We start from the raw sequence: 14352 nt of genomic DNA on the forward strand, positions 1-14352 counted from the left end.
GTTGATCATGTCCTTCAGCGAAATGCTCCGGGCGGTGCGCGCCGCGCCGCTGTCCATCGTCATCCCCGCCACCTGGGCCCAGGGCCGCGCCAGCTTCGGCGGCCTGGTAGCGGCGTTGGCCTATGAGGCCATGGCGGCGGTGGCCGAGGCCGGACGACCGGTGCGTTCGCTGGCGATCACTTTCGTCGGGCCGATCGAGGTGGAAGTGCCGGTGAGCTTCGAGGCCGAGGTGCTGCGGGAGGGCAAGTCGGTCAGCCAGGTATTCTGCCGTGCGGTGCAGAACGGCCAGGTGGTCCTGCTGGCGCAAGGCAGCTTCGGCGTGGCGCGCGACTCCACCGTGCAGATGGAGGGCCTGCCGCCGCCAGCATTCAAGGCCATCGAGGACTGCCAGGAGTTGCCCTACATCCGCAAGTTGATGCCGGCCTTCACCCAGAACATCGCCATGCGCTGGGCCGTCGGACACATGCCGTTCTCGGCCAGCCGCGAGCGCGACATGGGTGGCTGGATGCGTTTTCGCGGCGATGACGTGGGCGACGAGCCGATGGAGATCAGCCACCTGCTGGCGCTGATCGATGCCTGGCCGCCGGCCAACCTGCCGCACCTGAAATCCCCGGCGCCCTCCAGTTCGCTGACCTGGACCGTGGAGTTCGTCCAGCCACTGCCGTCGATGCCGGCCAACGGCTGGTGCCAGTACCTGGCAACCATCGAGCATGCCCGCGACGGCTACGGGCATATCGCGGCGCAGACCTGGTCGGCGGATGGCCAGTTGCTGGCGATCGGTCGGCAGACGGTGACCATCTTCGGTTAGCGGCGCTAGAGGCCGGGCGCGGTTTCCGTACGATTGCGCCCGCCGGCCTTGGCCCGGTACAGGGCCCGGTCGGCGCGGGCGAGCAGGTCTTCCAGACGCAGTTCGCCGGCGTGGCGGGCGGCCACGCCAATGCTCAGGGTCAGGCGCACGCGCTTGCCGTCTTCGCTGGTGAAGGACAGCGCCTGCACGCTGTTGCGCACCCGCTCGGCCACCTGCAAGGCCTGCTGCAGATCGGTTTCCGGAAGGATCGCGGCAAACTCCTCGCCCCCCAGACGGCCGAGCAGGTCCACTTCGCGCAGCCCGTGCATCAGCTCCTTCGCCACGGCTTGCAGCACGGCGTCGCCGAAAGCGTGGCCGTGGGTGTCGTTGATCGGCTTGAAGAAATCGATGTCCAGCATCAGCGCCGCGCACTGGCGGTCATAGCGTTGCGCGCTCTTGAGCAGGGCGACGCCGCGCTTGACGAAGGCGTGGCGGTTCTGCAGGCCGGTCAGCGGATCGGTGGTGGCCAGCAGGCGCAGCTCCTGCTCCATGGTCTTGCGCTGGTTGATGTCGAAGCTCCACACCAGTGAGGCGGGCCGGCCATCCACTTCCATCTTGCGTGCCCAGACAATCGCCCAGTAGGGTGGATTGCCCGCCAGGCGGGTTTCCCAGCTGTCCAGCTGACCGTGGTCGGCCAGCGACTGGCGGAAGCGTGCTTCCTCGTCGGGATCGTCGAACAGCCGATGCAGGGTGAAGGGTTCGTGCGGGCGGATGCCGGTGCGCTGCAACAGACGCGGGCTGACATAGTGGGCGCGGGAGTCTTCGTCGCTGAGCAGCGCCACGTCGCTGGGGCTGGTATCGAGGATGTAGCGCAGTAGCGACTTGCGCTCGCTCAATTCCTGGGTGCGCTGTTCGACGCGTTGCTCCAGCGACTGGTTGAGATCGTGCAGACGCTGGGTGAGCAGGAGCTTGCGCCGCGAGTTGGCGATCACCCGCAAGGCCAGCAGTACGCTGCACAGGCCCAGGCCGCAGAGCACCCAGGCCAGCAGGTTGAAGGCGCGCTGCAGGTCCAGGCGCTCGGCGTCCATGTAGTTGGTCAGGGCGATATTGGTGACCACCACCAGTTCGTGCGCGGGTTCGAGCAGGGGCGGCAGCTCGCGCAGCATCTCGCCGGCCACGAGTTTCGCCGCGGCTGGCTGGCCCCAGGGCGCGCGCTTGAGCCAGGCATCGCTGAGGCGCTGGATCGTCTCCAGGGTCGCCTGCACTTCCGGGCGCGGCTCGACCAGGTAACCGTAGACGGGCGTATTGCGCAGCGGCGGCAGGAGGCTGGCGAGCACTTCGATGCGCGTTGCCAGGGCATCGCTGCTGCTTTTGCCGGCGAGCACCTCGCGGGCACTGTGCAGCGAGCGGCCCAGTTCCGCACGCAACTGGTAGGCCTGCCACAGCTCGCTGTGGGCATCGGGCTGGGCCAGTTGGCGAACGTGCTGGTGCACCATCAGCAGCGCCGCGCCGGCACCGGCGGTCAGTGCCGCGATCAGGCTGCTGAGGATGATGATGGTCAGGCGGCGATAGCGCCGCCTGGGAGGCTGCGGGGGCACGGCGATCACTCCAGGGTAATGCGGCTGACCTGCCAGACGGTGCGGTTGAAGTAGACCTGGGTCCGCAACTCCGGGTGATCGAGCATCGGATAGATGACGAACAGCGGGCCGCGCTCGGCAATGCCGATGGTCTGGCCATCGCGGCGGTAGGCGAGGATCGGGTCGAAGGCGTCGAGGTCGCTCAGCGGAATCAGGGCGGAATAGTCGTTCAGCGCCTCGATCCGCAGGCGTTGGGCCGCGCCGCGCTCGAAGCCGTCGAGTAGGGTGCTCAGGCGCACGCCCTGCCAGGTGTAGACATGGGTTTCGTCCGGGAGCATGGAGCGACGTTCGGTCTGCGGCAGCGCCTCGAGGTCGCGCAGGCTGAACTGGCGCTGGAGCTGCGGCTGGTCCTTCACTGTGATCGTCAGCACGTAGCGCTCGGCCACCGATTCCGGGGCCGAGTACGCGGGCGTGACAATAAACAGGCAGGCAAAAGTGCCAATAAAATGGCGAAAAGCCGACATCTCAACAGCTCGTGACGAAATCTCGTCGATTATATCGGCGAACCTGCCGGGTACTTGAATGGCCGAAATGCCGCGCCCTGCTGTTATGGCGGGCTCAGCGCCGGCGATTACGCCAGGCGCGCCACCAGGCGCCGCTCAGGACGAAGCGCGGGAAGGTGATGAACTGCTCGGTCAACAGCCTGCCCACGGCGTCCTGGCGGTCGCTGAAGGGCTCGGGCGGCTGCTCCTCGAGCTTGTGCCCGCGGCCCTGGATGGCCAGCGAGGCGACCATGCCGATCACCCCCAGGAGAATGGCCGACAGGCTCAGGCTGAACAGCCCGCTGAGCAGCGTCAGGGCGCCGAGGATGAACAGCGGCACGGCGATGATGTGCAGCGCCAGGTTGGTCGGGTTGCGGTGGTTGGCGGCGTAGCCCTGCCACTGCCAGGCGATGAGGTTGGGATGACGTTTGCCCATGGTGCAGCTCCCGAGACTGAAAAGCCCGCGCAGGCGGGCGGAATGTCAGCAGTCTAGGTGCTGCCCCGAAGCCTGCGCCAATGGGCACAGGCTATGCGGGTGATAGGGATTACAGGCGCAGTTGGCGGATGGCGCGGCTGAGTTCGCCGGCGAGGTCGGCCAGTTGGTGGCTGGTGCCGGCCGACTCGACGGTCTGCTGCACGGTGTGCTCGGTGACGTCGCGAATGCCAACCACCGAACGGGTCATTTCCTCCGCCACCTGGCTCTGTTGCTCGGCGGCCACGGCAATCTGGGTATTGCTCTCGCGCATCAAGGCCACGGCGGAGGCGATGGCCGCCAGGGCTTCGCCGGCTTCACGGGCTTCCTCGACGCAGCCATCGGCCTTGATCGAGCTTTCCTGCATGAATTCCACGGCGTCGCGGGTACCGGACTGCAACGCGTTGATCATCTGGGTGATCTCGTCGGTGGAGTCCTGCACGCGCTTGGCGAGATTGCGCACTTCATCGGCGACCACGGCGAAGCCGCGGCCCATCTCGCCGGCACGGGCGGCCTCGATGGCGGCGTTGAGGGCGAGCAGGTTGGTCTGCTCGGCGATGCCGTGGATGACGCTGACCACGCTGCTGATCTTGTGACTGTCCTGGGCCAGTTGCTGGATCATCTCGGCGGTCTGCTGCACGCCCTGGGACAGGCCGGCGATCGACTGGCCAACGCGGCCGACGACCTGCTGGCCATTGCCGGCGAGACGGTCGGCTTCCTGCGACTGGTCGCGCGTGTCGGCGGCGTGCTGGGCAATGTGGTGGACGGTGGTGGACATCTCGTTGATCGCGGTGGCGGCCTGATCCGTCTCGCTTTGCTGGCCGAGCATGCCCTGGCGCACCTGGCCCATGCTGCTGGCGAGGCTGCGCGCACCTTCGTCGAGGCGCCCGGCGGCCTGGGCAACGGTACCGACCACGCGCTGGTAGCCGGCCTGCATGGCATTGAAGGCGGTGGCCATCTGGCCGACTTCGTCGCGGCTTTCCAGCGGTACGCGGGCGGCCAGGTCGCCGCTCTTCTCCACGTGCAGCATGACGTCGCGCAGGGTCAGCAGGTGCGTGAGGATGAAGCGAATCAGCAGCTGCGAGGCGGCCAGCAGGGCCAGCATCAGCACCAGTACGGCGCCGGCGAAGGGCAGGGCGCGGTCTTCGAAGACGCTCCAGAAGTCGGCTCCGGGAGCCAGCACGGCAACCCGCTGGCCGTTGCCGAGGTCTTGCACATAGGCGCCGGCCAACGTGCCGGCACGCGTCTGGGCGCTTTGCAGATCGACCCAACCATTGGCGCGGGCGAGGATGGAAGCGTCGACTCCACTGATCTGCGGGGCGCTGCCGCTGGCGAAGCCGACGAGGGTCGGCGAGGTCGGTAGCGCCGAGCCTGCCGGCCAGCTCTTGAGTATCTGGGCCTGGGCTTCGGCACCCTGGCGTGCCTGCTGGTTGCGCCCATCGAGCTCCTGGTGCATGGCGAACAGCACCAGCAGCAGCGTGGTGATGAAGGCGACCGCATTGACGGCCCAGAATTTGTACTTGAGGGAAATATCGCGGATCCAGGCGGCCATAAATCTCTTCTTGTCGGTCGAATAGTGGCAAGGCGCCATTATTGTCGTGAAAAGGATGAAGGTGGCCATTGATGGGAATCAAGCCACCTTCCGCTCCCGACTTATCGGCCGACGAAGGGCAATCTTGAGAGCCGGTTCAAATTTCCGGCAGGTCAAAGAAGCGTCGCGCGCACGCGGTGGTATGGGCCGCCAACTGCTCTGCGCTCTCGCTCCGATGCAGGGCCACACAGGCCAGCACCTCGGGCAGATAGGCCGGCTGGTTGCGGCCGCTCTTGGGCTTTGGCCGCAGGGTGCGCGGCAATAGATAAGGTGCGTCGCTTTCCAGCATCAGCCGGCCTTCGGGGATTTCCCGCACCAGTTCCTGCAGGTGAGTGCCACGGCGTTCATCGCAGATCCAGCCGGTGATGCCGATATGCAGATCGAGGTCGAGGTAGGAATACAGTGTGCGGCGCTCGCCGGTGAAGCAATGCACCACGGCTGCCGGCAACTGGTCGCGGAAGTCCTTGAGGATCGCCAGCAGGCGCTCAGCGGCGTCGCGCTCGTGGATGAACACCGGCAACTGCAGTTCCACCGCCAGGCCTAGCTGTTCTTCGAAAGCCTTCTCCTGTAGCGGGCGTGGCGAAAAGTCGCGGTTGAAGTCCAGCCCGCATTCGCCCACGGCCTTTACCCGATCCTCCGCCAGCAGGCCGCGCAGCACCCTGGCACTGCTGCTGTCCCAGTGGCTGGCTTCATGCGGATGGACACCGGCGGTGCAGTAAAGACGCTGTTCTTCGTCCAGTTGCCGGCACAGTTCCAGGGCCTGTTCGCTGTCATCCAGGCTGGTTCCGGTAAGCACCATCTGCACGACGCCGGCCTCCACCGCGCGAGCGAGGACGGCTTCACGTTCCGGCAAAAAGCTCGGGTGGGTGAGGTTGACGCCGATGTCGATCAGTTGCATTTTTCTTCCTTTTGTCCGGAAGCGGAGCATAGCAAATACCGCTTTTTTGGAGAAAATACTTACATAACAGCAGGTTGCGGAGTATTCCGAAGAATTATCGGAAGTTTCGGGTTGGTATTGGCCCCCTCCTGTGAGAGTCTTGCGCGCCCTTGGCGGTCGGGAACTTCCGACCGAAACCGCACTCGAATCGGCCCACCGCCGAGTGCGAGCCCCCGGAGAGCTGGATGACCCGACTGTTGCTGCTACTGCTGTGCCTCGTGGCCCTGACGCCACTGCCAGCGGCTGCGCGCCTGACGGCCCAGCCGGAAAACTGGGAGCAGGAGAGCAGCGACGCTCGCGACCTCGCCAGCATTCGCTCCGGCGGTACCCTGCGGGTTCTGGTCAACCAGAGCCGCAACAGCTCTGGCGAAATCAAGGGCGAACCGATCGGCGTCGAATACCGTCGCCTGCGCGCCTTCGAGCAATACCTCAACGACAGCGCCCCGGGGCGCAAGCCGCTCACCATCAAGTTCATTCCCAAGGCCAAGGATCAATTGCTCGGCGCGCTGCAGCGCGGTGAAGGCGATCTGGTCGCGCCCGGGGAAGTCCTGCTGGCCCGCGACGGGCAGAACGTCAGCCCCAGCCTGCCGTGGAAAGCCGACGTGCCGCTGGTGCTGGTGACCAAGCAGGGCAACCGCAAGTTCGTGCGCCTGGAGCAACTCGCCGGCCGCACCATCACACTGCCGGCCGGCAGCGCCGCTGGCGAGGCCGTGCGCAAGGTCAACGAGCGCCTGGCGCAGAAGCGCATGGCGCCACTGGTGCTGGAGTGGACCGACTCGTCCCTGGCCGTGGAAGACGTGCTGGAGATGGTCCAGGCCGGCATCTTCAACTACACCGTGGTCGAGCAGCCCATCGCCGAGCGCTGGAGCAAGGTCTTTACCAAGCTGCGTGTCGACCGTCATCTGGTGCTGGATAACAGCGAGCCGATGGCCTGGTACGTGCGCCGTGATGCGCCGATGCTGCGCGCCAGCGTCAACCGCTTCCTCAAGGACTATCGCGCCCCGGCGGACCAGGACGCAGCTTTCCAGCGCCTGTACCGCCGCGCCTACCAGGTGCGTAACCCGCTGCTGGTTCCCGACCGCAAGCGTCTCGAAGCGGTGCGCCCGACCCTGCAGCGCTACGGGGAGCAGAGCAAGGTCGACTGGCTGGCCCTGGCCGCCGTGGGCTTCAAGGAATCCAATCTCAATGCCGGCGCGCGCGGCGCTGGCGGCGCTACCGGGCTGATGCAGATCACCCCGGCGGCGGCCCGCGCCGTGGGCGTGGATACCGTGCACCAGAAGGAGAACAACGTGCAGGCCGCCAGCCGGTACATGGCGATGCTGCGCAAGCGCTTCTTCTCCAGCCCGCGGATCAATGAGCGGGACCGCATGGCCTTCGTTCTGGCTGCCTACAATGCCGGTCCCGAGCGGGTGCAAAGCCTGCGCGCGGAGGCCAAGCGCCAGGGCCTGAATCCCAACCAGTGGTTCTTCCAGGTCGAGCGCGTGGCGGCCGAGCAACTGGGGATGGGCGTGGTGAACTACGTCAGTAGCGTCAACAAGTACTATCTTGCATATCAGCGGGAACGTGATGGCCTCGAGCCACGTGAGAGCGTGGCGGCAATCAAGAAATAATCGGTTTATTCGATAGTTATAAGCGCGAATTTGCGCTTTTGATATCGTAAAAACTGGTTATATTGGTCGCCAAGCAACCACGGTTGTCACCAACTTCCTACGCAACCCTTCGCTCCCACCCGAGCTCGCATAAGGACGCACCATGAACTCGCTGATCAAATCCATTCTGACCACCAACGCTGGCGCCGGCATCGCCGTGCTGCGCATCACCACTGGCCTGACCTTCATGGCTCACGGCTCGCAGAAACTCTTCGGCGCCTTTGGTGGCCCGGGTCTGCAAGGCATGGCGGGCTGGCTGGAATCCCTCGGCGTGACTCCTGGCTACCTGATGGCTGCCCTGGCCGGCAGCGCCGAATTCTTCGGCGGCCTGGCCCTGGTCCTCGGCCTGCTGGTGCGCCTGGCGAGCATCCCGTTGATCGTCGCCATGCTGGTCGCGGTATTCAGCGTGCACCTGGCCAATGGCTTCTTCATCACCGCCAACGGCTTCGAGTACGCCTTCACCCTGATCATGATCAGCGTCGCGCTGCTGATCAGCGGTGCCGGCCCGTTCTCCCTGGATCGCAAGCTGTCCAGCTGAGTGCCGAGGCGGTAACGAAAAAGGGCGGACACCTCAGGTGTCCGCCCTTTTTGTTTGTCAGCGTGAATCAGTGGAGCGCGATTCAGTGGAAGAGATATTGCACGCCGCCATTGATCAGGCCGCCGCCCACCAGCAGGAAGACGAACAGCCCGGCGCCCAGCAGCAGCGGCTTGGGGCCTTCCTTGCGCAGATCACCCAGGCGGGTGGCCAGGCCCAGGGCGGCCATTGCCATACCGAGCATCACGTCGTCCAGTTGCTGCAGCGGCGCCAGCCAGCTTTCCGGCACCCAGCCCAGCGAGCGCAGGCCGGTCACCAGCAGGAAGAATACGGCGAAACCGGGAATGTGCAGCTTGCGGCGCGCGCCGGGCTCAGCGGCTTCGGCGCAACCGACGCGGCCGAGGATCAGCAGGGCCGGGGCCAGCAGCAGGACCCGCAACATCTTGCTGATCAGCGCGGCGTCCGCGGCGGCCGGGTCCATGGCGCGGCCGGCGGCAACCACCTGGGCGACCTCATGGATGGTCGAGCCGGTGAATACGCCGAAGGCCTGCTCGCTGCCAAACAGATTGGGCAGCGCGGCGTAGATCATCGGGTGCAGGAGCATTGCCAGGGTGCCGAACAGCACCACGGTGGCCACTGCTACGGCGGTGTGCTCGGCACGTGCCTTGAGTACCGGGCTGCTGGCCATGACGGCGGCCGCGCCACAGATGGCGCTGCCGGCGCCGATCAGCAGGGCGCTTTCGCGGGGCAGCTTGAGCCAGCGTTCGCCGATCCACCAGGCAACGGTCAGGGTGCTGGCGACCATCAACACGTCGATGATCAGCGCGGCCGGGCCGAGCGCGGCAATGTCCTGGAAAGTCAGGCGCAGACCGTAGAGCACCACGCCCAGGCGCAGCAGTTGCTGACGAGAGAGGTCGATGCCGGGGCGAATGCTGCCGAAGCGGGCCAGGCCGAGGTTGCCAGCCAGCAGACCGATGAGGATCGCCAGGGTCAGGCTGCCGAGCCCCAGATGCTGCAGCGCGGGGATTTCCATGAGCTGGCGCGAGCCGAAGGCGATGGCCAGGCAGAGCAGGGCGCCGGGGACGAAGTAAGGCAGGCGGCGGAGGGCGTTCATTGCAGGCTCCTTGTGTAAGGTGAAGCCATGGTGCCGCGGCGTCGCTTAGTGTAAAAACGGATTGTTCTTATTGGGTTGACCGGTTTTATCGATATGGGCCCGCGCATCACCCTTCGCCAGTTGGCGACCTTCACTGCCATCGCCGAACTGGGCAACGTCACCCAGGCGGCGGCGCGTATCGCGCTTTCACAGTCTGCCGCCAGCCAGGCGCTGCGGGAGCTGGAGCGCGCGCTCGGCACGCGGCTGTTCGACCGCAGTGGCAAGCGCCTGGCGCTGAATGACAACGGCCGTGCCTTCTACCCCAAGGCCAGTGCGCTGCTGGCACAGAGCGCCGAGCTGGAGAGCCTGTTCGAGGCGGCGCCAGTGCAGCTGAGCCTGGGCGCCAGCCGCAGTATCGGCGGCTACCTGCTGCCGCAGGTCATGGCGGGGTTTCTCGCCGAGTTGCCCGAGAGCCGGCTGGAGCTGCAGGTCGCCAACAGCGGCGGAGTGCTCGAGGCGCTGGCCGAGTTCCGCCTGGACGTGGCTTTCATCGAAGCGCCGATCCAGCATCCACAGATCCAGCTCACCCCCTGGATGGCCGACGAGCTGTTACTGGTGGTGGCGCCGGATCATCCCCTGGCACTGGCCGGGCGCGTCAGCCTGAAGGATCTGGCAGCCGCACGCTGGGTGCTGCGCGAAGCCGGTTCGGGAACCCGGGTGACCTTCGAGCAGCAGGTATTGCCGCGCCTGGGGAGCGTCAACGCGCCCCTGGAGGTGAGCAACGCCGAAGCGATCAAGCATCTGGTGGGCAGCGGATTCGGCATCGGTTGCCTGTCGCAGCGCGTGGTGCAGGCGGAGCTGGCGCGCGGCGAGCTGGTGAGCCTCGATAATCCGCTGGGGCCGCTGCGGCGCACTTTCTTCCGGGCGCTGCACGTCGACAAGTACCCCACGGCGGGCCTGCGTCGTTTCCTCGATTATGCCCAGGGCTGGGCGACCGCTTCAGACGCTGTCTAGCGGCCAATCACCGATGGCGCGGTAGCGCACGCCGGTGGGGCTGTTTTCCGAGCTGAACAGCGTCACGGCCTGGGCGGGCAGGCGAAAGGAAGGTGTGGCGGAGGGCGTGCTGCGGGCATGGCGGGCGAGGGTGATGTGCGGGTGGAACGGTCGGTGTTCAACCTCGAACCCTCCTGCTCGCAACTCTTCGCGCAGGGCGTGCACCAGTTCGTGCAGGGCCGCCGGCACGCTGCTGGGCGCCAGGTGCAGGATGCCATTGCTCCAGCGCGCGAGGTGGTCCAGCTCCAGGTCGAAGCCCGGGTGCGGCAGGCGTTCGCCGATGGCGCGCAATTCCGCTTTGCGCCCGCGCGGCACGGCGCCGAGAAAAGCCAGTGTCAGATGCAGGTTGGCCTGGGCCACGGGCTGGCCATCGAGCTGCAGGCTGTCGCGCCAGAGGCAAATGCGTGCCGCCAGTTCGGGCGGGCAGGGCAGCGCGAAAAACAGCCGCAGGGGTGGTGTGGTCATCGACTGAAGTCTCCTTGACAGCTTTGCCGGGGCTTCTCTAGGATGCCGCACAGCGCCGATTTAAGTAGCAACTTGCGGGGCGCGGATGCAGCGATGGCTGACATCGAAATACCGCTAAAGCGCTGGTTCGGTGTGCCTCTCGCCGCGTCCAGCAGGACCCCTGAGGCGGAGACGTGACACCATGACCTGTCCCAACCCGCATGTGCGCCTGGCCCCGATCACCACGGGCCTGGTGCGACGCAATCCGAAGATTCTGCTGGGCGGCAATCACCAGCCCACCCTCGTCCGTTACCTCGATGGCTGGCCCAAGCGCTGGAACGGCTCGCGCACCTTCCTGATCCAGTTCGCCGCGACCTTTGCCGACCTCGCGCGTTTCCCTTCCGATAGTTTCGACTTTGCTGTCGTCCAGTCGCCGGTGGCCGAGCAGCTCGAGTCGGCCATCCACGAGCTGACCCGCGTCGCCCGCCAGGGTCTGATCACCCGGCGCCCGCCGTCGCTCTGAGCGCCAGGTTAAGCCTGTAGGAGCGAGCTTGCTCGCGAACGGATTTCCCGGCAGCTCCAGTGCCGGGCGGGTTCGCGAGCAAGCTCGCTCCTACAAGTGCAGTGCCTGCGTTGCTCAGGGGTACTCGATTTCCACTACGAACCAGAGCTTCTCGCCGGAGGGGCTGCGCACCATTACCTCGGCGTCGAGCTCCTTGCCCACCAGGGCGCGGGCCAGCGGCGAGTCGATGCTGATGTGGTTGTTGCGCAGGTCCAGTTCATCCGGGCCGACGATGCGGTAGCGGGCCTGCTCGCCGTCCTCGTCCTCCAGGGTGACCCAGGCGCCGAAGTAGACCTTGTTCGGATTGGCCGGGCGTTCGCTGACCACCTTGCAGTTCTCCAGGCGCTTGCGCAGGAAGCGCACGCGGCTGTCGATTTCCCGCAGCATCTTCTTGCCGTAGGTGTACTCGGCGTTTTCCGAGCGGTCGCCCTGTGCGGCAGCCTCGCTGACCGACTGGGTCACCTGCGGCCGGCGCACGTTCCACAGCTCATGCAGTTCGGCACGCAGGCGCGCTTCGCCTTCGGGAGTGATCAGTGGGGTACCGGCGGGGCGGGGCGGACGATAGCGGCTCATGGCATCCAGTGCGACGAAAGTGATCGGGCCAGTCTACCCGATCAGCTCTCGCGCAGCAGGCGCAACGGGCTCACGTTGAGCGCGCGGCGGGTGCCGAGCAAGCCAGCGCCGCCCACCAGCAGCGCGCCCAGCACCGGCAGCAACAGCAGCCACGGATGCGGGCTCCACGGCAGGTCGAACACCAGCCGGTAGAGCAGGTAGCTGATCAGCTCGCAACCCAGCGCCGCCAACAGGCCGCTGACCGCGCCCAGCAAGGCGAACTCGCTGCGCCGCGTGCGCATCAGCAGGCTGCGCTCGGCGCCCAGTGCACGCAGCAGCGCGCCCTGGCGCAGGCGTTCATCGAGCGTCGCCTGCAGGCCGGCGAAGAGCACCACGAAGCCGGCGGCGAGGACGAACACCAGCACGTACTCCACCGCCAGTGTCACCTGGTCGAGGATGCTGCGCAGTTGCGCAAGCAGCGCGTCCACCGGCAGCAGGGTGACGGTGGGGTAGGCGCGGGCCAGTTCGATCAACTGGCGCTCCTGGTTGGCTGGCAGGTAGAAACTGGTGAGATAGGTCACCGGCAGGTCGGTCAGGGTGCCGGGTTCGAAGACCATGAAAAAGTTGGGCTGGAAGTTGTCCCATTTCACCGAGCGCAGGCTACGGACTTGTGCTTCACGGGTTTGCCCGGCGACGGTGAAGCTCAAGTGGTCGCCGACCTTCAGGCCGAGATTTCCGGCGAGCTTCTCTTCCACCGAGACGCCCGGCAGCTCGCTCTTGTCGCTAGCCTTCCACCAGTCGCCAGCGACAATCTGGTTGCCCAGTGGCAGGCGCGCTGACCAGGTCAGGCCGAGATCACGGTGTAGGGCGCGCTCGCTGCGGACGTCTTCGTTCATCGCGTGGACGGGCTTGCCGTTCACTGCCACCAGCCGGCCCGGCACCATCGGGTAGAGGTCTTCGGCGTTGGGCGACAAGGCCTTTACGCGCTGCTCGAAGCCGTCTTTCTCGGCCGGCAGGATGTTCAGCGCGAAGTGGTTCGGGGCGTTGGGTGGCAGTTGTGCATGCCAGGTGTCCAGTAGTTCGCCGCGCAGCAGGGCGATCAGCGCCATGGCCAGCAGGATCAGGCCGAAGGCCAGGCTCTGCCCGGCGGCCGCCAGTGGGTAGCGCAGCAGTTGGCCGAGGCCCAGGCGCCACGACAGGCTGGCGCCCTGCAATGCGCGGCGCAGGCCGCGCAGGGCGAGCAGCAGGATGAAGCCGAGGATCACCGCGGCGATGGCGCCGCCGCCAAGCAGGGCGAGGGTGAGTTTCAGGTCCAGGCTCAGCCGCCACATGATCAGGCCGAGGGCGAGCAGGGCGCAGCCATAGGCGGCCCAGGTACGCATCGGAACCGGCAGCAGGTCGCTGCGCAGCACCCGCAAGGGCGGTACGCGGCCGAGGGCGGCCAGTGGCGGCAGGGCGAAGCCGGCCAGCGCGACCAGTCCGGTCGCCATGCCGGCGAGTGCGGGGACGATACCGGCATTGGGAATTTCCGGCGGCAGCAGGTTGCCCAGCAGGTGCATCAATCCGAGCTGTGCCAGCCAGCCGAGGAAGGCGCCGCAGACGCTGGCGAGCAGGCCCAGCACGAGCAACTGGCTGCCATATAGCAATAGGGCTTCGCGACGCGACAGGCCGAGGCAGCGCAGCAGCGCGCTGGCATCGAAGCGGCGGGTGGCGAAGCGATTGGCCGATAGCGCTACGGCCACGCCGGCGAGCAGCACCGCGGCGAGACTGGCGAGATTCAGGTAGCGCTCGGCGCGGCCCAGGGCATCGCCGATCTGCCGGTTGCCGTGGCGGGCATCCTGCAGTTCCTGGTTGGCGGCAAGGTTGTCCCGGGTTGCCTGCCGGTAGGTTTGCAGCGCGTTGTGCGCACCGCCCCAGAGGTCGCGATAACGTACCCGGCTGCCGGGCTGCACCACGCCGGTGGCGTCCAGGTCATGCAGGCTCATCATCACGCGCGGAGTAAGGCTGTAGAAGTCGCCGGCGCGGTCCGGTTCATAGGTCAGTACGCGGGCAATGCGCAGGGGCTTGCGGCCGATATCGACGCTGTCGCCGATCTTCAGGTCGAGGCTCGCCAGCAGGCGCGACTCGACCCAGATGTCGCCTGGGGCCGGGCGACCGCCTTCGACTTCCGGCTGCAGCGGCGCCGGTGCGCTTTTCAGTTTGCCACGCAACGGATAACTGTCGCCGACGGCCTTCACACTGCTCAGCTGGATGCCGTTATCGGTGGCGACCACGCTGGAAAACTCGACGCTCTGCGCGTGCTGCAGGCCGAGCTTGAGGCCGCTGTCGATCTGCTCCTGGCGCGCCGGCTGGGTGCCGCTGAGCACCAGGTCCGCGCCGAGAAACTCGGCGGCGCGCACCAGCATCGCGCCGTTCAGGCGTGCGCTGAAATAGCCGATCGCCGAGCTGGCCGCCACCGCCACCAGCAGGGCGAAGAACAGCACGCGCAGTTCGCCGCTGCGCCCTTCGCGCCATAGCTGGCGCAGGGACAGACGGAACAGGTTGGACAGCGACAGTGG

General features: G+C 66.6%; 14 protein-coding genes. 5 read left to right on the top strand and 9 right to left on the bottom strand.

Annotated elements, in window-relative coordinates; genetic code table 11:
- Positions 1-7 precede the first annotated feature (7 nt).
- Positions 8-808, top strand: a complete 801-nt coding sequence (locus tag L6D89_RS02655) for an acyl-CoA thioesterase (protein ID WP_236198660.1) — start codon at positions 8-10, stop codon at positions 806-808.
- A gap of 5 nt (positions 809-813) precedes the next feature.
- On the opposite strand, the gene L6D89_RS02660 is transcribed toward L6D89_RS02655, so the two are convergent.
- From L6D89_RS02660 to L6D89_RS02680, 5 genes are all read right to left on the bottom strand, one after another.
- Positions 814-2391: a GGDEF domain-containing protein gene (locus tag L6D89_RS02660; protein WP_373874926.1), complete on the bottom strand. Its 1578-nt coding sequence runs from the start codon at positions 2389-2391 to the stop codon at positions 814-816.
- Complete coding sequence (locus L6D89_RS02665; protein ID WP_236198662.1) at positions 2391-2795, bottom strand: putative pterin-binding protein; 405 nt, start codon at positions 2793-2795, stop codon at positions 2391-2393. The genes L6D89_RS02660 and L6D89_RS02665 overlap by 1 nt, the downstream gene beginning before the upstream one ends.
- Positions 2796-2982: 187 nt before the next feature.
- Complete coding sequence (locus tag L6D89_RS02670) at positions 2983-3342, bottom strand: Mpo1-like protein (protein ID WP_236198663.1); 360 nt, start codon at positions 3340-3342, stop codon at positions 2983-2985.
- A 109-nt stretch (positions 3343-3451) separates the two neighbouring features.
- Positions 3452-4930 (bottom strand): methyl-accepting chemotaxis protein, encoded by a 1479-nt coding sequence (locus L6D89_RS02675; RefSeq protein ID WP_236198664.1) that lies wholly within the window; start codon positions 4928-4930, stop codon positions 3452-3454.
- A gap of 136 nt (positions 4931-5066) precedes the next feature.
- The gene (locus L6D89_RS02680) at positions 5067-5867 is read right to left on the bottom strand and encodes a TatD family hydrolase (RefSeq protein WP_236198665.1); all 801 of its coding nucleotides are present in this window, start codon (positions 5865-5867) and stop codon (positions 5067-5069) included.
- A 224-nt stretch (positions 5868-6091) separates the two neighbouring features.
- Between L6D89_RS02680 and L6D89_RS02685 the strand changes: the two genes are divergently transcribed.
- Positions 6092-7516, top strand: a complete 1425-nt coding sequence (locus L6D89_RS02685) for an MltF family protein (RefSeq protein ID WP_236198666.1) — start codon at positions 6092-6094, stop codon at positions 7514-7516.
- 142 nt (positions 7517-7658) lie between these two features.
- Positions 7659-8093: a DoxX family protein gene (locus tag L6D89_RS02690; protein WP_017517576.1), complete on the top strand. Its 435-nt coding sequence runs from the start codon at positions 7659-7661 to the stop codon at positions 8091-8093.
- Positions 8094-8175: 82 nt separating this feature from the next.
- Here the strand turns inward: L6D89_RS02690 and L6D89_RS02695 are convergent, their stop codons facing one another.
- A complete protein-coding gene (locus L6D89_RS02695) occupies positions 8176-9204 on the bottom strand; it encodes a YeiH family protein (RefSeq protein WP_236198667.1) in 1029 nt (342 codons plus the stop codon).
- A 93-nt stretch (positions 9205-9297) separates the two neighbouring features.
- On the opposite strand from L6D89_RS02695, the gene L6D89_RS02700 reads away from it, so the two are divergent.
- Positions 9298-10197, top strand: a complete 900-nt coding sequence (locus L6D89_RS02700) for a LysR family transcriptional regulator (protein WP_236198668.1) — start codon at positions 9298-9300, stop codon at positions 10195-10197.
- On the opposite strand, the gene thpR is transcribed toward L6D89_RS02700, so the two are convergent.
- Complete coding sequence (gene thpR / locus L6D89_RS02705) at positions 10183-10701, bottom strand: RNA 2',3'-cyclic phosphodiesterase (RefSeq protein ID WP_236198669.1); 519 nt, start codon at positions 10699-10701, stop codon at positions 10183-10185. The genes L6D89_RS02700 and thpR overlap by 15 nt on opposite strands.
- Before the next feature lie 181 nt (positions 10702-10882).
- On the opposite strand from thpR, the gene L6D89_RS02710 reads away from it, so the two are divergent.
- Positions 10883-11203, top strand: a complete 321-nt coding sequence (locus L6D89_RS02710) for a hypothetical protein (protein WP_275094670.1) — start codon at positions 10883-10885, stop codon at positions 11201-11203.
- Positions 11204-11317: 114 nt separating this feature from the next.
- On the opposite strand, the gene greB is transcribed toward L6D89_RS02710, so the two are convergent.
- Both greB and L6D89_RS02720 read right to left on the bottom strand, forming a co-directional pair.
- A complete protein-coding gene (gene greB, locus L6D89_RS02715; RefSeq protein ID WP_205336493.1) occupies positions 11318-11815 on the bottom strand; it encodes a transcription elongation factor GreB in 498 nt (165 codons plus the stop codon).
- A 41-nt stretch (positions 11816-11856) separates the two neighbouring features.
- Entirely contained in the window at positions 11857-14349 is a 2493-nt protein-coding gene (locus L6D89_RS02720; protein WP_236198861.1) for an ABC transporter permease, read from the bottom strand.
- Positions 14350-14352: the final 3 nt, after the last annotated feature.

This window comes from Pseudomonas pseudonitroreducens, assembly GCF_021603645.1.
Classification (GTDB): domain Bacteria; phylum Pseudomonadota; class Gammaproteobacteria; order Pseudomonadales; family Pseudomonadaceae; genus Pseudomonas; species Pseudomonas pseudonitroreducens.